This window comes from Phyllobacterium sp. YR620 (assembly GCF_900104165.1).
In the GTDB taxonomy this organism is placed as follows: domain Bacteria; phylum Pseudomonadota; class Alphaproteobacteria; order Rhizobiales; family Rhizobiaceae; genus Phyllobacterium; species Phyllobacterium pellucidum.
The window spans coordinates 304,558-321,549 of sequence record NZ_FNJP01000003.1; the positions used below are offsets into that span (position 1 = coordinate 304,558).

The following is a 16,992-nucleotide window of genomic DNA, read 5'->3' on the forward strand; positions in this document are numbered from 1 at the left end:
ATTCGCGCCCCGGTATATTCGCGTCTTGGAGGAGGATGACGTGTCGCAACCCGCGCCTATTCTGGAAATGAAGCATGTCTCGAAAAGCTATGGTGGCATAGCGGCCTTGAGCGAGGTGGATTTCGTTGCCTATCCCGGCGAGATTCACGCCATTCTTGGTGAGAACGGCGCAGGGAAATCGACGCTGATCAAGATTGCCGCCGGGGTGACAGACCCGAGTGAAGGCGAACTCTATGTAGAAGGAAAGCGAGTCGATTTCCGCAACCCGACCGAGGCAATGGCGGCGGGAGTGGTTTGCGTCTTTCAGGAATTGTCGCTGCTTCCAGATATGACTGTCGCCGACAATCTTTCAATCGTTTCACCGCCGATGCGGGCGGGTTTGATCGATGCGCGCGCGCAACGCGAACGGGCGCGTGAACTTTTGGCGATGATCGGCTGCGACGACATCCATCCGCTCGAACTCGTGCGCAACCTTCCCTTGTCGCGCCGGCAGATGGTCGAGATTGCCAAGGCTTTGGCAAAACGGCCAAAGCTTTTGATCCTTGACGAAGCGACCTCGGCGCTTACCGCCGCCGACGTGGAACGTGTCTATGCGATCATCCGTAAACTGCGTTCCGAAGGTGTTGGCATACTCTACGTGTCGCACCGGATGCATGAAATTACTGCGCTTGCCGATTGCGCGACGGTTTTCCGCAATGGACGCAAGATCGAGACGTTTGGCATCGGCGAGCGCTCGATGGATGCCATCGTTCAGATGATGATCGGCCGCGAACTCACCCACCACTATCCCGAAAAGCCCGCCGCCGATCTTTCGGCGCCCGTGGCTCTGTCGGTTCGCAACCTTTCCTGGGCGGAGCAATTAAGGGACATCTCTCTCGACGTTCGAAAGGGCGAGATCGTCGGGCTGGGAGGGCTCGATGGCCAGGGCCAGCGCTCGCTGCTTTTTGCATTGTTTGGCGTTTTGAAGGGCGTATCGGGAACAGTTGAGGTTCTGGGCAAGCAGCAACGGCTGTCGGGCCCGCGCGCGGCCCTAAGGGCGGGGCTGCCGCTTGCCCTCATTCCGGAAGACAGGAAAACAGAAGGGCTGATGCTGCCGATGAACATTCGCGACAACATAAGCCTTGCTTCGCTGTCGCGGTTTCAAAAAGGGCTTCGCTTTGACCGCAGCGCAGAACATGCGGCGGTCGAGCAGATGATCAGGAGCCTGAAGATCAAGGTCAGCGATCTTGCGGCCGCCGTCAGTACGCTTTCCGGCGGCAACCAGCAAAAGGTCGTGCTGGCGAAATGGCTCATGACCGGGCCCGGGATCATTCTCTTGAACGATCCGACCCGTGGCATTGACGTTGGCACGAAGCAGGAAATCTACAAGCTGCTGCGCGATCTTGCCGATAGTGGCGTCGCGATCCTCTACTACTCGACCGATTACGCCGAGCTCATCGGCTGCTGCGACCGGGTGCTGGTGATGTATGGCGGCAGGATAGCGCGCGAACTTTTCGGTCGCGACCTCAACGAGCGAAATATCATCGAGACAGCGCTGAACGTGAATGGCAAGGAGCAGGCCGCATGAGCAATCTTCGCCATCATATCTCGCACAATGCCGGTCTCCTGGGCGCGATTGCCCTCTTCATTTTGATGTTCACCATATACACCTCGAACCATCCGGTGGGTCTGAACGCCGCTGTTGCCGCAACGGCGGCGAACAAGGCGGTGCTGCTCGCACTTGTGGCCATGGCCCAGACCCTGCCGGTGTTGACGCGCGGGCTCGATCTTTCTGTCGGGATGATATTCATCCTTGCCAATTGCCTGGCCTCGGCGATCGTGGTCGGCACATTGGGCGAGGGGCTGCTCGGTGCTGTGGCCGTCCTTGCAGTCGGGGCCGCGGCCGGTTTCCTCAATGGTGCCATCGTCGTCTGGGGCAGGCTTCAGCCTATCATCACCACCCTCGCAACGGGTGCGATTTATTACGGCATCGCGCTTTACATCAGACCGGGCCCCGGCGGAGACGTGCAGTCCGACCTTGCGGATTTTGCCACCGGCCAGCTTTTCGGAGTCATTCCGACCGCATTGGTTATTCTCCCGGCCGTTGTCGTGCTGGTCTGGTTGCCCTATCGCAGCTCGGTTCTCGGCCGCGCGGCCTATGCCGTGGGTTCAAATGAGCAAGCGGCGTATATGTCGGGCGTGCCGGTCCAACGCGCCAAACTGCTTGCCTATACGCTCGCGGGTTTTCTCGCCGCACTTGGCGGCCTGATGCTGACCTTCAACACCTATTCGGGAGAGGCATCCGCGCCGATAGCCGGCTCCTATACGCTGAACTCGATCGCTTCTGTTGTGATCGGCGGAACGTCGCTCTTTGGCGGATGGGGATCCGCCATCGGCTCCATTTTCGGGGCATTCGTGCTTCGCACAATCGAGGATCTGCTTTTCGTCTTCAATCTCGATCCGCTCTGGCAGCCATTGTTTCAGGGCGTCGTGCTCCTTGCCGCCGTCAGCCTCGGCGCGATCCGCGTGCTGCGCATTCGCAACCGGCTGGAGCTTTTCGCATGAACGACCAGAAGCTTCAGGCCGGCACTGTCCCGATCCTCCGGTTTACACTCGACCGCTCCGTCATCATTGCGTTCGGCTGCATCATCTTGATGCTGCTTGGCGGCGCACTCTACTCGCGCGAGTTTCTTTCTCCGGAGTATCTCCTGCAGCAACTGCAGATCAGCGCGTTTCTTGGCATTATTGCCTCCGGCGCAATGATGGTCATTCTCATCGGTCACATCGATCTGTCGATACCCTGGACAGTTACGCTCGGAGCCATGATGGCGACGGCTGTCGCCGGCTGGTTCGGCGACATCGGCAATGTCGTCGCGATTCCGGTCGGCGTGCTTTGCGGCGCGCTTGTGGGCCTGCTCAACGGACTCGGCGTCGCCTATTTGCGATTGCCGTCGATGATCTTCACCTTGGGCATGAACGCGGTCGTCCAGGGTCTCATGGTGCTGCACACCGGCGGCTTCGCACCGCAGGATCATGCAACCGACGCGATGCACTTCATGGCAGTCGGGCGCTTGTTCTTCGGCTTTCCCAACGCGCTTTTCATCTGGATCATCGTCGGCGGGTTCACCACCTATCTTTTAACCCGAACCGCCTTCGGGCGCCGGGTCTATGCGGTCGGCAATCGCGAATCGGCGGCATATCTTTCAGGCGTGAACACCAATGGCGTCATCATCTGGTGTTTCGTGCTCTCCGGTGCCGCGGCGGCTTTTGCAGGTGTTTTATTGGCCGGCTATTCGACCAAGGCCTATCAGGCGATGGGAGACCCCTATCTCCTGCCGGCCATTGCGGCCGTTGTGCTTGGCGGAACAAATATCCTTGGCGGCAAGGGCAATTATCTCGGCACGATCGCCGGCGTTATCCTGATAACGCTGCTGCAATCGATCCTGGCTGTGATGCAAATCCCGGAGGCAGGGCGCCAGATCATCTACGGCGTCGTCATTCTTGTCATGTTGCTCGGTTACGGACGCGGCGAGATCGACCGGAAATAGTCAATGAAATAATATTACTAGCGGTTGTATTCCTCGACGAGGCTTTCGACCTTCGCCTCCCCATCGGCGAGAAGCTTGATGCAGTCACCGCGCTCTACCCGGGTCGCGGGTTTGATGGTGCCGTTCTTCAGACCGCTATCGAGATCTGCAACGTCCTGCATACTGTAGGTTGTGTTTGATTCCAGCCGTTCGATCCAGCGCCGGGTCGAGTCGCGCTTCGACCTGTATAGTGGATCGCCGCATGCATAGGACAATCTGAGCAGATCGAACTGGGCCTGCATGACGGCATCACCCTTGTCTACCTTGCCAGCAGTCAGGGCCAAGCCCAGCAGTATCGTTATCAGCATGCGCAAGTCCCCCGAGTCACGCGTTTCACAAAACGCTAACCTAGGGGTAAAAGCCGAACAACCTAATCGGATGGGTGATGCGCAACTACATCCAAAGGACTAGATGGCAGGTATGACCAAACAGAGTGAGGCCCAGATGGCCACACAGCGTTTGATTGCCGTGGACGATACTGGGCCTCTATCGGGATATCTGAAACGGGTTCAAATAACGCTCCCGACACTACAATAACGCAGAAATCAGACATTGGTTGCGTATTAGAGCTATTTGGAAAAAATGAGGCTCGACGATGCGCCACTCATGTCGATGGCAATCGTCGAGCCTCCATGGGCCGGGGGAGGGCTTAGATCCACCCTGATACTTTCGATTTAGGCTGTCAAATCACATTCCGGTACATATCACCGGAAATTGTCACTTCCGACCGTGACCGTGGCTCCACCGCTTGACCAGATAAACCAGTGTTCCGGTCCAGGCTACTGCCGTAAGCATCGCCAGGATGAGAGCAAAGTGACTGTTCATTGCTGCATAAGTCCTTCTTGAATGGAGCCGGCCGAATATCAGCAAACGTTCGTGGAGCCAACCCCTTTGTCAACGCGATCTGTCCGACTCACAAAATTGTCATGCCATGCAATCCACTAATCAAACGCATTCCACTAATCAAACGCATTTCAACTGCTTTGGTTCAATACGAACCGAATTCTACTGTAAGTAGATCGATCTTATAGGGTCCCGGGGAGCCTCCGGAACCATTCCTTTTGCCCCGCATTCTTGTGTTATGCGTGATCAATCCTTTGAACATGTAATGATCAAATCACCGCGCTCCGGCACAATAATGAATGTGTCTTCGGTTAAGCAGGCTGCGGACCTGTTGAAGCATTGCTGGACGAAACAATGCGGCCCCCTCTACGAAGAAGCGAAAGCCGTCTGCGCCAAGGCTTTGGAAGGTGAAGCAACCGCCAGAGCGGCTCGTTTCGCATTCGTAGAAGCAGCCAAGGAGGTCGATGCGTTCGTCGAGGAAAAGACCGAAGCGTCAGCCGCCCACCGTCCAGCCAACGACAAGGTGAACGCCGCGGCCTTTTCGGTTGAGGACGAGGCGGCCCAGCCTCACCATCACGACCGGGCAAGGTGATTGATCCAACCGGAAGGCGAGGCGGACACCCTCTTCGCCGACTCTCGCACGCTTAACTCGCAGTTCCAGCGGAAATGCATCGCTGCATTGCACAATCGTCATTTGTTTAACATGCTCCGCTATGCAGGATCGGTACTTTCTCAAGACTCGCGGTCCTTCCCATGCCTTTGCCGATTCTCGCCTTAGCTATCGCCTCGTTCTGTATTGGAACGACCGAATTCGTGATCATGGGCCTGTTGCCTGAGGTTGCTGCTGATCTCGGCGTTTCCATTCCGCATGCAGGCCTGCTGGTGACAGGCTATGCGCTCGGCGTCGTCGTCGGTGCACCCATCATTGCCATCGCCACGGCTTCGCTGCCGCGCAAGCCCGTACTCGTCGGACTTGCCATGCTGTTCGTCATTGGCAATTTCCTTTGTGCCATCGCACCGAACTACTGGATGCTGATGGTCGCGCGCGTCTTTACCGCCTTCGGTCATGGCGCATTTTTTGGTATCGGTTCGGTCGTTGCGGCAAATCTCGTTCCCCGGCACAAGCGCGCGAGCGCGATTGCGCTGCTCTTTGCCGGCCTGACGCTTGCCAACATTCTCGGTGTACCGTTGGGGACTGCACTTGGCGAAGCCTATGGCTGGCGTTCCACCTTCTTTGCAGTTGTCGCGATCGGCATCGCCGCCGTCATTGCCATCGCCTTCCTCGTTCCCGCAGCGAAGGATACGGACAAGGGCACGGGCATCCTCAGCGAAATCAGGGTGCTCGGCAAGTTGCAGGTATGGCTTGCCATGCTGATATCGGCGCTTGCCTCGGGCAGCCTGTTTGCGGTCTTCACCTATATCAAGCCAATTCTGACCGACGTCTCTGGCCTTCCGGCCTCGTCGGTCACCTGGGTGCTGCTGCTCTTCGGTGCGGGAATTACGCTCGGCAATATCCTGGGCGGCAGGCTCGCCGATTGGAAGCTGATGCCGACGGTGATTGGCTCCCTGCTTGCACTTGTCTTTGTCTATATTGTCTTTGCCCGGGTCAGCACATACGAGTTTGCCGCGATCTCCGGCGTCTTTCTCTGGGGCCTGATCTTTTTCATCGCTATTCCGCCCCTGCAGATGCGCGTGGTGGAAACGGCTGGCGACGCGCCTAATCTTGCGGCGACGCTCAACCAGAGCGCGTTCAATGTGGGCAATGCGGCGGGAGCGTGGATTGGCGGCGTCGCGCTGACAATCGGGGTCTCCTATCAGAATCTACCCTATGTGGCTTCGCTGTTGGCCGCGACCGGACTTGCGGTGGCAACCTGGTCGATGCTGCTCGACAGGAAGCAGCACCGCGAAAAGGCCCTCAGCGAAGAAGGGCAGGGCCTCGGTCTCGAGCCTTTGGCGGGTGTTTGACACTCACCCCACTGTCCCTGTTCGGTGCTGAAGCACGGGCGCTTGCGCCCTGTTGGCGTGCGCTTCAGGGATCGCGGCGTTTAAGGGGTTAAATCGTTTATAGGACCGAATGTCGCAGTCAGATATCTCTCCTCCCGCAGGCCCGAAAGCGCGGTCCACATTAATATCATTCTAAAGAGGCATTCACGGCCTATTTGGCGCGAAAACAAGGCAAAACATGCAGAAATTGACGATTTTGGAGCAAGAGGACACCGCGGAAGCTGGAACTTGCGAACAGATTTGCGGCCATCGTCGCACTTGCGCCCATGGCGCTAACGCGCTAACCCTCGCCGCATCGCACCATCTTCCGGGATAGTGTGATCTGTCGCGTATAAGTGGCAGTCATGTGCATAACATGGCATTCTTGTCAGCCTGAGTTCACAAGGCGGAAAAAGACGGATCATGAACGAGCTATTAAGTTCCTACCTGCCCATCGTTATCTTTATCGGGGTAGCGCTGGTAATCGGTCTGGCACTGTTGGTTGCGCCCTTTCTGGTCGCATACAGTGCGCCGGATCCGGAAAAACTGTCGGCCTACGAGTGCGGTTTCAACGCGTTCGACGACGCCCGCATGAAGTTCGATGTGCGGTTCTATCTCGTTTCGATCCTGTTCATCATCTTCGATCTGGAAGTGGCCTTCCTGTTCCCGTGGGCGATATCCTTCGGCAAGATTGGCTGGTTCGGCTTCTGGTCCATGATGGTGTTTCTCGCCGTTCTGACGATCGGCTTTATCTATGAGTGGAAGAAGGGAGCGCTGGAATGGGATTGACCGACGGCACCACCACCCTCGTTGCACCAAAGCCCAAGGGCATCCTCGATCCGAACACCGGCAAGCCCATAGGTTCGGATGATGCATTCTTCGGCGAAATCAACAATGAACTTGCCGACAAAGGCTTCCTCGTCACGTCGGCTGACGCGCTGGTAACCTGGGCGCGCACCGGATCGTTGATGTGGATGACCTTCGGCCTGGCGTGCTGTGCCGTAGAGATGATGCACACGTCGATGCCGCGGTATGACGGAGAGCGTTTCGGCTTTGCGCCGCGCGCTTCCCCGCGCCAGTCGGATGTCATGATCGTTGCGGGCACGCTTACCAACAAGATGGCGCCGGCGCTGCGCAAGGTCTACGACCAGATGCCTGAGCCACGCTATGTGATCTCGATGGGCTCCTGCGCCAATGGTGGCGGCTATTACCACTACTCTTATTCCGTAGTGCGCGGCTGCGACCGTGTCGTTCCCGTCGATATCTATGTGCCTGGCTGTCCGCCCACCGCGGAAGCGCTTCTTTACGGCGTTTTGCTCCTGCAAAAGAAGATCCGCCGCACCGGCACGATCGAGCGATAGGAGAGGGCGATGTTCGAAGAAGCCTTGGGTGAACTCTCCCGCCATCTCGGCGAACAGCCGTCACTGGGAATAAAGTCCGCCGAACTCGTCTATGGCGAGCTGACGATCGAGGTTGGCGGCGACAAGCTGATCGATACACTGACGTTCCTGCGTGACGACGTACAATGCCAGTTCATTTCGCTGATCGACATCAGCGGTGTGGATTATCCGTCACGCGAGCATCGCTTCGACGTCGTCTATCACCTCTTGTCCCCGCGCCAGAACCTGCGCATCCGCGTCAAGGTCGCAACCGACGAGGATACCCCGGTTCCCTCAGCGACAGCGGTCTATCCCGGTGCCGATTGGTACGAGCGCGAAACCTACGATCTTTACGGCGTGCTCTTTTCGGGTCATCCGGATCTTCGCCGCATCCTCACCGACTACGGCTTCGAGGGGCATCCGCTGCGGAAGGATTTCCCGCTGACCGGGTTTGTCGAAGTGCGCTACGACGACGAGATCAAGCGGGTCGTTTACGAGCCTGTCGAACTTCGCCAGGAATTTCGCAATTTCGACTTCCAGTCGCCATGGGAAGGCACGGATTACGTGCTGCCGGGCGATGAGAAGGCGAAACAGTAGTTAGTGGAGTAGTGAGTAGTAGGTAGCAAGGGAAGCGCTTGGATCAACGGATCGAATCCTATCGGGGTCTTAGGGTCTGGCAATCGGCGATGCTTATCGCCGAGTTGTGTTACGAGGCCACAAAGAACTTCCCTAAGGAGGAGATGTTCGGATTAACGAGCCAGATGCGTCGCGCGGCCACATCAATCGCTGCAAATATCGCGGAAGGCTATGGACGAGAGAACCCGGGGTCGTTTGTGCAGTTTCTAAGAATTGCGCAAGGATCCCTCAAGGAATTGGAAACTCATATTTTGCTTGCGCGCCGCGTTGGCTTTATGGGTGAGAAAGCAGAAATCGATCTGCTGGTACAGTGCGAGGAGAACGGAAAAATGCTTAGGGCACTGATCCGCACTGTCCAGAGAAAACAGGCTGAATGAGTTAGGTACGACGTGGATGATCACTACTCACTACTCTCTACTGACTACTGACGTATCGCGGAGCAAGCGATGACTGAACATAGCGTCCGTAACTTTAACATCAACTTCGGCCCGCAACATCCTGCGGCGCATGGCGTTTTGCGCCTCGTGCTTGAGCTTGACGGCGAGGTGGTCGAGCGTGTCGATCCGCATATCGGCCTCCTGCATCGCGGCACCGAAAAGTTGATGGAAGCCAAGACCTACCTGCAGGCCGTGCCTTATCTCGATCGGCTCGACTACGTTGCTCCGATGAACCAGGAGCATGCCTATGCGCTTGCCGTCGAGCGCCTGCTCGAGATCGAGGTGCCGAGGCGTGGTCAGCTCATCCGTGTGCTTTTTTCCGAGATAGGCCGCATTCTATCCCACCTTTTGAATGTGACGACGCAGGCCATGGACGTTGGCGCGCTGACGCCGCCGCTCTGGGGTTTTGAAGAGCGCGAAAAGCTGATGGTGTTCTACGAGCGGGCCTGCGGCGCGCGCATGCACGCCGCCTATTTCCGGCCAGGTGGTGTTCATCAGGACATCCCGGATAAACTCGTCGAAGATATCGGCAAATGGTGCGATCCGTTCCTTCAGACAGTAAAGAACCTCGACGATCTGATCACGCCAAACCGCATTTTCAAGCAGCGCAATGTCGATATCGGCGTCGTTACGCTCGAGGATGCGTGGGCATGGGGTTTCTCCGGTGTCATGGTCCGCGGCTCGGGCGCCGCATGGGATCTGCGCAAGTCGCAGCCCTATGAATGTTACTCCGAGATGGAATTCGATATTCCCATCGGCAAGAATGGCGATTGCTATGATCGTTATCTGATCCGCATGGAGGAGATGCGCCAGTCTGTGCGGATCATGCGCCAGTGCGTCGACCTTTTACTCGGCAAGGAGCGTGTTGGTCCGGTATCGAACACCTCGGCCAAGATCGTACCGCCGAAGCGCGGCGAGATGAAGCGCTCGATGGAAGCGCTGATCCATCACTTCAAGCTCTACACGGAAGGCTATCACGTCCCCGCCGGGGAGGTTTATGCAGCCGTGGAAGCGCCCAAGGGCGAGTTCGGCGTTTTCCTCGTCTCGGACGGGTCCAACAAGCCGTACCGCGTGAAATTGCGCGCACCAGGCTTTGCCCATCTCCAGGCCATGGACTTCATGTGCCGTGGCCATATGCTCGCCGACGTATCGGCGGTGCTCGGCTCGCTCGATATCGTATTTGGTGAGGTTGATCGTTAATGTCCGTCCGTCGTCTTGCAGAAGATAATATCCAGCCAGCGGCATTCGCGTTCAATCGCGAAAACAGTGCCTGGGCCGAGAAAGCGATTTCTAAATATCCGAAGGGGCGTGAGCAGTCGGCTGTTATCCCCTTGCTGATGCGCGCGCAGGAGCAGGATGGCTGGGTCACGAAGGCAGCGATCGAACATGTCGCCGGCATGCTCGACATGCCGCTGATCCGTGTGCTCGAAGTCGCCACCTTCTATACGCAGTTCCAGTTGAAGCCGGTCGGAACGCGGGCGCACATTCAGGTATGCGGCACGACGCCATGCATGCTGCGGGGAGCGGACGAGCTCAAACGCGTCTGCCAGCACAAGATTCACCACGAACAGTTCCACACCAACGAAGCCGGCACGCTGTCGTGGGAAGAGGTCGAGTGCCTTGGCGCGTGCGTCAATGCTCCGATGGTCATGGTGTTCAAGGACACCTATGAGGATCTGACGCCGGAACGCCTTGAGGAAATCATCGACGCCTTCGAGGCCGGAAACGGTGCCTCGGTCCCGGTAGGACCGCAGATTGACCGCATCTTCTCGGCACCCGAAGGCGGCCTCACATCGCTGACCGATGGAAATGGCATCGCCACGCCGAAGAGCTCAGGACAGGCTACCCCGGATAGCGCATCCATACCGCCGTCGAACGCGGCAAAGCCCGTTACGCATGACGAAACGACCAATGCCGCGATCAGGTCGCCATCAAGGGTGAAGGCCACGAAGGCGGCCGAGGATGCGACGTCGAAGCCGGCAGCAAAGCCTGTTGCTGCACGTACCATCAAGAACCCTCCGATCGCGGAAGGTTCGCTCGGTGAGAAGCCTGACGTCCAGCGCGTAGATATCGCCGCAAAGCCTGTTTCGCTGGAAGACAAGAGCCGCCCGGCCGCAATCGAAAGACCGGCCGTCATAGACGATCTGAAGCTGATTGCAGGCGTCGGACCGAAGATTGAAGATATCTTGCATGAGCTTGGCATTTTCACCTTCGCCCAGGTTGCTGCCTGGAAGAAGGCCGAGCGGGAGTGGGTCGACAACTACCTGAATTTCAATGGCCGCATCGAGCGCGACGAATGGGTCAAGCAAGCCAAGGCTTTGGCCAAGGGCGGCGAAGCGGAATACATCAAGGTTTTCGGCAAGAAGCCGAGATGATCAATTTGGCGGCTGCCTTGAGCGCCCGCCTGGAATGGACGAAGAGAGTAGGACAGGTGCGAAATGCTCGCTGACAAAGACCGCATCTTCACCAATATTTACGGCCACAAGGACAAGTCCTTGAAGGGCGCGATGAGCCGTGGCAATTGGGACGGCACCAAGCAGATCCTCGAAAAGGGTCGCGACTGGATCATCAACGAAATGAAGGCATCCGGCCTTCGTGGTCGTGGTGGCGCGGGCTTTCCGACAGGGTTGAAATGGTCGTTCATGCCCAAGGAAAGCGACGGACGTCCGCATTACCTCGTCGTTAATGCCGACGAGTCCGAGCCCGGTACCTGCAAGGACCGCGATATCATGCGGCACGATCCGCATACGCTGATCGAAGGCTGCCTGATTGCCGGTTTCGCCATGGGTGCCAACACCTGCTACATCTATGTGCGCGGCGAATATATCCGCGAGCGCGAGGCGCTGCAGGCGGCAATCGATGAATGCTACGACGCCGGTCTTCTTGGCAAGAACAACAAGAATGGCTGGGACTACGATATCTTCGTCCATCATGGCGCTGGCGCCTATATTTGCGGCGAGGAAACAGCGCTTCTCGAGAGCCTCGAAGGCAAGAAGGGCCAGCCGCGGCTGAAACCGCCATTCCCGGCGAATATGGGCCTTTATGGCTGCCCGACCACCGTCAACAATGTCGAATCGATCGCTGTTGCGCCGACGATCCTGCGTCGCGGCGCGGCGTGGTTCTCCGGTATCGGCCGGCCGAACAATGTCGGCACCAAGCTCTTCATGCTTTCCGGTCACGTGAACAAGCCATGCACCGTCGAAGAAGCCATGGGCATTACCTTCCGCGAGCTCGTCGACAAGCATGGCGGTGGTATCCGTGGCGGCTGGGACAATCTTCTGGCGGTCATTCCCGGCGGTGCTTCCTGCCCGGTGGTTCCGGCAGCGGACATTATCGATTGCCCGATGGACTTCGACGGGCTGCGTGCAGTCAAGTCGTCGTTCGGCACCGCTGCCGCGATCGTCATGGACAGGTCCACCGACATTGTTCGCGCCATCGCCCGTATTTCCTACTTCTTCAAGCACGAAAGCTGCGGCCAGTGCACGCCTTGCCGCGAAGGCACAGGCTGGATGTGGCGGGTGATGGAGCGCATGGTTACCGGCAACGCGCAGAAGCGCGAGATCGAGATGCTGCTCGACGTCACCAAGCAGATCGAGGGTCATACGATCTGTGCGCTTGGCGATGCCGCGGCATGGCCGGTTCAGGGCCTCATCCGCAGTTTCCGCCCTGAAATTGAGCGCCGCATCGACGAGTTTTCCCGCAATGCCTCGCCGAGCCCTGTGCTCGAAGCGGCGGAATAGGTGGAAAAGCCGATGGCAGACAACGCAAAACATCGCATCGACACATGGACAGCCTTGATGCCGAACCACACGGTTGCGGCAGTTAACCTGTTGACGCCGTCGCTGGGCGCGGCCGCCGCCGCATCCGCAATCGGTCTTGGCATTGCCAGCCAGATGTGGGGTTTCTGGGCCGGTGCTTTTGCCGGGGCGTTTGATCTGAACTCGAAGACGGCGGAAGCCGGTGCTCCGCGCGTTGCAGCGGACGTCGATGATCTCAAGATGATCATTCGCGGCAAGACTGCCACGGCATCCGCGAAGCGGCTTCAGGCACCCGTAGAGCCGCAGGTTGTTCCAGTTGAAACGGCAATTGCCGTAACATTGGCTCCGGCCGTGACGACTGAGGCCGACGATCTGAAGCGGATCGCGGGCATAGGGCCGAAGCTTGAGCAGGTCTTGAACGGCATGGGAATAAGCACCTATGCGCAGATCGCCGGATGGACGGCGGACGAGATCGCGAAGGTCGATGACGAACTCAAGTTGGGGGGGCGCATTGTGCGCGACGATTGGGTTGGCCAGGCAAATCGATTGATGGGGAAACCCTGAACAAGGTGCGCGCCGGTTGTTACCCGGCACGTTGAGAATTAAGGGCATTTCGGCAACTGCGGAAATGCCGGACTGGAATGCGGTATGTTCCGCGAGGTTGGACGGACGATGGCAAAGATCAAAGTCGACGGTAAGGAAATAGAGGTACCGGATCACTATACGCTTCTGCAGGCTGCGGAAACGGCGGGTGCCGAGGTTCCGCGCTTCTGCTTCCACGAGCGTTTGTCGATTGCCGGCAATTGCCGCATGTGCCTGATCGAAGTGAAGGGCGGACCGCCGAAGCCGGCAGCCTCCTGCGCCATGGGCGTGCGCGATCTGCGCCCCGGTCCGAATGGCGAGACCCCGGAAATCTTCACCAATACGCCGATGGTCAAGAAGGCCCGCGAAGGCGTGATGGAATTCCTGCTCATCAATCATCCGCTCGATTGCCCGATCTGCGATCAGGGTGGCGAATGCGATCTGCAGGACCAGGCTATGGCCTTTGGCGTTGATTCCTCGCGTTATCGCGAGAACAAGCGCGCCGTCGAGGACAAATATATCGGTCCTCTCGTCAAGACGATCATGACGCGCTGCATCCATTGCACCCGCTGCGTCCGCTTTACGACGGAAGTTGCCGGCATTTCCGAACTCGGCCTGATCGGCCGCGGTGAAGATGCCGAGATCACCACCTATCTCGAACGGGCGATGACCTCCGAACTCCAGGGCAACGTCATCGATCTTTGCCCGGTCGGTGCGCTGACCTCGAAGCCCTATGCCTTCCAGGCTCGTCCCTGGGAGTTGAACAAGACGGAATCCATCGATGTGATGGATGCAGTCGGCTCGGCGATCCGCGTCGATACCCGTGGCCGCGAGGTGATGCGCATCCTGCCGCGCGTCAACGAGCAGGTGAACGAGGAATGGATTTCCGACAAGACGCGCTTTATCTGGGATGGCCTGCGCACGCAGCGCCTCGACCGTCCCTATATCCGTAAGGACGGCCGTCTCGTTGCCGCGACCTGGCCGGAGGCCTTCGACGCGATCAGGGTCGCCGTTGCCAAGACCGACGGCAGCAAGATCGGCGCCATTGCCGGCGATCTCGCCAGTGTCGAGGAGATGTACGCGTTGAAGGCGCTGATGGCGTCGCTTGGTTCGGCCAATATCGACGCACGTCAGGACGGCTCGGCGCTTGCTACGGCGGGCGGCCGCGCTTCATACATTTTCAATCCGACGATCGACGGGATCGAGCAGGCTGATGCGATCCTCATTGTCGGATCAAATCCGCGTTTCGAGGCATCGCTGCTCAACGCTCGTATCCGCAAGCGTTGGCGTGCCGCTGGAACGCCGATCGGCCTGATCGGTGAACAGGCCGACCTGCGCTACAAGTACGAATACCTTGGCGCCGGTGCCGAGACGCTTGCCGATCTTGCGGCTGGATCGATGAATTTCCTGTCGGTTCTGAAGACAGCCAAGAACCCGATGATCATCGTCGGGCAGGGCGCTCTGTCGCGCGCGGACGGCCAGTCGGTATTGGGACTTGCGGCAAAGATCGCCGCTGAAGCCGGAGCCCTACGGGACGACTGGAACGGATTTGGCGTGGTGCATACCGCTGCGAGCCGTGTCGGCGCGCTCGACATCGGCTTCGTGCCGGGTGAGGGCGGCAAGACGGTAGCCGAGATGCAGGGCGCGATGGATGTTCTGTTCCTGCTCGGCGCCGACGAACTCGACTGGTCCGGCAAGGACAAGGCATTCACGGTGTACATCGGCACGCATGGTGATCAGGGCGCGCACAATGCCGATGTGATCCTGCCCGGCGCGACCTATACCGAAAAGTCGGGCACCTATGTGAACACCGAGGGCCGCGTGCAAATGACGAACCGCGCCGGCTTTGCTCCTGGCAACGCCAAGGAAGACTGGGCAATCCTGCGCGCTCTATCCGACACACTCGGCAAGAAATTGCCGTTCGACTCGCTCGCGGCCTTGCGCTCCGGCCTCTATGCGGAGTATCCGCATCTCGCTTCGGTCGACTCGATCGAAGCCGGCAATCCTGCCGATGTCGAGAAGCTGGCGAGTGCAATCGGCGCAGTCGAGAAGACGGCCTTCATCTCGCCGGTCAAGGATTTCTACTTGACCAACCCGATCGCACGCGCCTCTGCCGTCATGGCCGAGTGCTCGGCGCTTGCCAAGGGCGGCTTCAAGCAGGCGGCCGAGTAGGCGGGAAAGAGACTGATATGGAAGAGATTTTCGCAACCTACATCCTGCCGCTGCTGATTATCCTCGGCAAATCACTGCTTTTGCTGGTCGTGATGCTGCTGATTATCGCCTACCTGCTTCTGGCGGATCGCAAGGTCTGGGCGGCCGTGCAGTTGCGGCGCGGCCCCAACGTGGTCGGACCGTTTGGTTTGCTGCAGTCCTTCGCCGACCTTTTGAAGTTCGTCGTCAAGGAACCGATCATCCCCTCCGGCGCCAACAAGGGCATTTTCCTGCTGGCGCCGCTGGTATCGTCCGTCCTTGCCATGGCGGCCTGGGCTGTCATTCCGGTCAATGAGGGCTGGGCGGTCGCCAACGTCAATGTCGGCATCCTTTACGTCCTCGCCATTTCGTCGCTTGAAGTCTACGGCGTCATCATGGCGGGCTGGGCATCCAACTCGAAATATCCGTTTCTCGGCGCGCTGCGCTCGGCCGCGCAGATGGTCTCCTACGAAGTGTCGATCGGCTTCGTGATCGTCACCGTCCTCCTTTGCGTGGGTTCGCTCAACCTGACCGACATTGTCATGTCGCAGACGACCGGCCTCGGCACGATGATCGGTCTGCCGAATACGTTCCTCGACTGGCATTGGCTCGGCCTGTTCCCGATGTTCATCATCTTCTTCATTTCGGCACTGGCGGAGACCAACCGTCCACCCTTCGATCTGGTGGAAGCCGAATCGGAACTCGTCGCCGGCCACATGATCGAATATTCGTCCACGGCGTTTCTGCTGTTCTTCCTCGGCGAATATGTCGCCATCACCCTGATGTGCGCGCTGACGACGATCCTCTTCCTCGGCGGCTGGCTGCCACCCGTCGATGTGTGGTTCCTGAACTGGGTGCCTGGCGTCATCTGGTTTCTGCTGAAGCTGTTCCTTTGCTTTTTCATGTTCGCCATGGTGAAGGCTTTCGTTCCGCGCTACCGCTATGACCAGTTGATGCGCCTTGGCTGGAAGGTATTCCTGCCGATCTCGATCTTCATGGTCGTCGCCACCGCGGCCTTCCTCAAAATCACCGGCCTGACGCCTTAAGGAGAACGAGCATGGCACAACTGGCACAAGCTGCTAAATCGCTCCTGCTTCTGGAATTCGTCGGGGCATTCTTCCTGTCGATGCGGCAGTTTTTTGCGCCCAAGGCGACGCTAAACTATCCGTACGAAAAGGGACCGGTTAGCCCGCGCTTTCGTGGTGAACATGCGCTGCGCCGTTATCCTAACGGCGAAGAACGCTGCATTGCCTGCAAGCTGTGCGAGGCGATCTGCCCGGCACAGGCAATCACGATCGAGGCTGGTCCGCGCCGCAACGACGGCACGCGTCGCACGGTTCGTTATGATATCGACATGGTGAAGTGCATCTATTGCGGCTTCTGCCAGGAAGCATGTCCGGTCGACGCGATCGTTGAGGGGCCGAATTTCGAGTTCGCCACGGAAACACGCGAAGAACTCTACTACGACAAGGAACGTCTGCTTGCCAACGGCGATCGTTGGGAGCGGGAACTGGCGCGCAACATCGCGATGGATGCGCCCTATCGCTGAATATGAACTGCGCGCATGTGTCTTGGCCGTTGATCTTCAACCGGCAGGGAACATGCGCTAAGAGGCTTG

Annotated in this window: 17 protein-coding genes; 16 read left to right on the plus strand and 1 reads right to left on the minus strand. The window is 58.5% G+C overall.

What is annotated here, in order from left to right; genetic code table 11:
- Positions 1-67: 67 nt before the first annotated feature.
- From BLR72_RS13270 to BLR72_RS13280, 3 genes are read left to right on the plus strand one after another with little or no spacing between them, the layout of a single operon-like run.
- The gene (locus BLR72_RS13270; RefSeq protein ID WP_175492361.1) at positions 68-1,567 is read left to right on the plus strand and encodes a sugar ABC transporter ATP-binding protein; all 1,500 of its coding nucleotides are present in this window, start codon (positions 68-70) and stop codon (positions 1,565-1,567) included.
- Complete coding sequence (locus BLR72_RS13275) at positions 1,564-2,544, plus strand: ABC transporter permease (protein WP_091949237.1); 981 nt, start codon at positions 1,564-1,566, stop codon at positions 2,542-2,544. Before BLR72_RS13270 ends, BLR72_RS13275 begins: the two co-directional genes overlap by 4 nt.
- Positions 2,541-3,527, plus strand: a complete 987-nt coding sequence (locus BLR72_RS13280) for an ABC transporter permease (protein WP_091949240.1) — start codon at positions 2,541-2,543, stop codon at positions 3,525-3,527. Before BLR72_RS13275 ends, BLR72_RS13280 begins: the two co-directional genes overlap by 4 nt.
- 17 nt (positions 3,528-3,544) lie before the next feature.
- Here the strand turns inward: BLR72_RS13280 and BLR72_RS13285 are convergent, their stop codons facing one another.
- The gene (locus tag BLR72_RS13285; protein WP_027232466.1) at positions 3,545-3,874 is read right to left on the minus strand and encodes a hypothetical protein; all 330 of its coding nucleotides are present in this window, start codon (positions 3,872-3,874) and stop codon (positions 3,545-3,547) included.
- Between the two features lie 800 nt (positions 3,875-4,674).
- Between BLR72_RS13285 and BLR72_RS13290 the strand changes: the two genes are divergently transcribed.
- The 13 genes from BLR72_RS13290 to nuoI all read left to right on the plus strand — a co-directional run bounded on the left by BLR72_RS13290 (position 4,675) and on the right by nuoI (position 16,923).
- A complete protein-coding gene (locus BLR72_RS13290) occupies positions 4,675-5,001 on the plus strand; it encodes a DUF982 domain-containing protein (protein WP_175492357.1) in 327 nt (108 codons plus the stop codon).
- A gap of 161 nt (positions 5,002-5,162) precedes the next feature.
- Entirely contained in the window at positions 5,163-6,374 is a 1,212-nt protein-coding gene (locus tag BLR72_RS13295; RefSeq protein WP_091949245.1) for an MFS transporter, read from the plus strand.
- A gap of 441 nt (positions 6,375-6,815) precedes the next feature.
- Positions 6,816-7,181, plus strand: a complete 366-nt coding sequence (locus tag BLR72_RS13300) for an NADH-quinone oxidoreductase subunit A (protein ID WP_091922538.1) — start codon at positions 6,816-6,818, stop codon at positions 7,179-7,181.
- Positions 7,172-7,753, plus strand: a complete 582-nt coding sequence (locus tag BLR72_RS13305) for a NuoB/complex I 20 kDa subunit family protein (protein WP_027232469.1) — start codon at positions 7,172-7,174, stop codon at positions 7,751-7,753. Before BLR72_RS13300 ends, BLR72_RS13305 begins: the two co-directional genes overlap by 10 nt.
- Before the next feature lie 9 nt (positions 7,754-7,762).
- Positions 7,763-8,368: an NADH-quinone oxidoreductase subunit C gene (locus BLR72_RS13310; RefSeq protein ID WP_091949248.1), complete on the plus strand. Its 606-nt coding sequence runs from the start codon at positions 7,763-7,765 to the stop codon at positions 8,366-8,368.
- A gap of 38 nt (positions 8,369-8,406) precedes the next feature.
- Complete coding sequence (locus tag BLR72_RS13315; protein ID WP_280140131.1) at positions 8,407-8,784, plus strand: four helix bundle protein; 378 nt, start codon at positions 8,407-8,409, stop codon at positions 8,782-8,784.
- Positions 8,785-8,853: 69 nt separating this feature from the next.
- Positions 8,854-10,044 carry an NADH-quinone oxidoreductase subunit D gene (locus tag BLR72_RS13320; protein ID WP_091949254.1) on the plus strand — a complete coding sequence of 397 codons (1,191 nt, stop codon included), beginning with the start codon at positions 8,854-8,856 and terminating at the stop codon, positions 10,042-10,044.
- Positions 10,044-11,219, plus strand: a complete 1,176-nt coding sequence (locus BLR72_RS13325; protein WP_091949256.1) for an NADH-quinone oxidoreductase subunit E — start codon at positions 10,044-10,046, stop codon at positions 11,217-11,219. The genes BLR72_RS13320 and BLR72_RS13325 overlap by 1 nt, the downstream gene beginning before the upstream one ends.
- A gap of 63 nt (positions 11,220-11,282) precedes the next feature.
- Positions 11,283-12,584 carry an NADH-quinone oxidoreductase subunit NuoF gene (nuoF, locus tag BLR72_RS13330; RefSeq protein ID WP_091922542.1) on the plus strand — a complete coding sequence of 434 codons (1,302 nt, stop codon included), beginning with the start codon at positions 11,283-11,285 and terminating at the stop codon, positions 12,582-12,584.
- 12 nt (positions 12,585-12,596) lie between these two features.
- Positions 12,597-13,166 carry a hypothetical protein gene (locus BLR72_RS13335; protein WP_091949259.1) on the plus strand — a complete coding sequence of 190 codons (570 nt, stop codon included), beginning with the start codon at positions 12,597-12,599 and terminating at the stop codon, positions 13,164-13,166.
- Between the two features lie 108 nt (positions 13,167-13,274).
- Positions 13,275-15,356: an NADH-quinone oxidoreductase subunit NuoG gene (gene nuoG / locus BLR72_RS13340; protein WP_091949612.1), complete on the plus strand. Its 2,082-nt coding sequence runs from the start codon at positions 13,275-13,277 to the stop codon at positions 15,354-15,356.
- A gap of 17 nt (positions 15,357-15,373) precedes the next feature.
- On the plus strand, positions 15,374-16,420 hold the full coding sequence (gene nuoH, locus BLR72_RS13345; RefSeq protein WP_027232475.1) for an NADH-quinone oxidoreductase subunit NuoH: 1,047 nt from the start codon (positions 15,374-15,376) through the stop codon (positions 16,418-16,420).
- 11 nt (positions 16,421-16,431) lie between these two features.
- Positions 16,432-16,923: an NADH-quinone oxidoreductase subunit NuoI gene (gene nuoI / locus BLR72_RS13350; RefSeq protein ID WP_027232476.1), complete on the plus strand. Its 492-nt coding sequence runs from the start codon at positions 16,432-16,434 to the stop codon at positions 16,921-16,923.
- The last annotated feature ends 69 nt before the right edge of the window (positions 16,924-16,992 follow it).

Excerpts from the sequence above, each read along its gene's own strand:
- nuoH (WP_027232475.1), top strand. The coding sequence starts at position 15,374 with ATGGAAGAGATTTTCGCAACCTACATCCTGCCGCTGCTGATTATCCTC.
- BLR72_RS13285 (WP_027232466.1), bottom strand. The coding sequence starts at position 3,874 with ATGCTGATAACGATACTGCTGGGCTTGGCCCTGACTGCTGGCAAGGTA.
- BLR72_RS13295 (WP_091949245.1), top strand. The coding sequence starts at position 5,163 with ATGCCTTTGCCGATTCTCGCCTTAGCTATCGCCTCGTTCTGTATTGGA.
- BLR72_RS13320 (WP_091949254.1), top strand. The coding sequence starts at position 8,854 with ATGACTGAACATAGCGTCCGTAACTTTAACATCAACTTCGGCCCGCAA.
- BLR72_RS13335 (WP_091949259.1), top strand. The coding sequence starts at position 12,597 with ATGGCAGACAACGCAAAACATCGCATCGACACATGGACAGCCTTGATG.
- BLR72_RS13310 (WP_091949248.1), top strand. The coding sequence starts at position 7,763 with ATGTTCGAAGAAGCCTTGGGTGAACTCTCCCGCCATCTCGGCGAACAG.
- nuoG (WP_091949612.1), top strand. The coding sequence starts at position 13,275 with ATGGCAAAGATCAAAGTCGACGGTAAGGAAATAGAGGTACCGGATCAC.
- BLR72_RS13270 (WP_175492361.1), top strand. The coding sequence starts at position 68 with ATGAAGCATGTCTCGAAAAGCTATGGTGGCATAGCGGCCTTGAGCGAG.
- BLR72_RS13280 (WP_091949240.1), top strand. The coding sequence starts at position 2,541 with ATGAACGACCAGAAGCTTCAGGCCGGCACTGTCCCGATCCTCCGGTTT.
- BLR72_RS13325 (WP_091949256.1), top strand. The coding sequence starts at position 10,044 with ATGTCCGTCCGTCGTCTTGCAGAAGATAATATCCAGCCAGCGGCATTC.
- BLR72_RS13275 (WP_091949237.1), top strand. The coding sequence starts at position 1,564 with ATGAGCAATCTTCGCCATCATATCTCGCACAATGCCGGTCTCCTGGGC.
- BLR72_RS13300 (WP_091922538.1), top strand. The coding sequence starts at position 6,816 with ATGAACGAGCTATTAAGTTCCTACCTGCCCATCGTTATCTTTATCGGG.
- nuoI (WP_027232476.1), top strand. The coding sequence starts at position 16,432 with ATGGCACAACTGGCACAAGCTGCTAAATCGCTCCTGCTTCTGGAATTC.
- nuoF (WP_091922542.1), top strand. The coding sequence starts at position 11,283 with ATGCTCGCTGACAAAGACCGCATCTTCACCAATATTTACGGCCACAAG.
- BLR72_RS13305 (WP_027232469.1), top strand. The coding sequence starts at position 7,172 with ATGGGATTGACCGACGGCACCACCACCCTCGTTGCACCAAAGCCCAAG.
- BLR72_RS13290 (WP_175492357.1), top strand. The coding sequence starts at position 4,675 with ATGATCAAATCACCGCGCTCCGGCACAATAATGAATGTGTCTTCGGTT.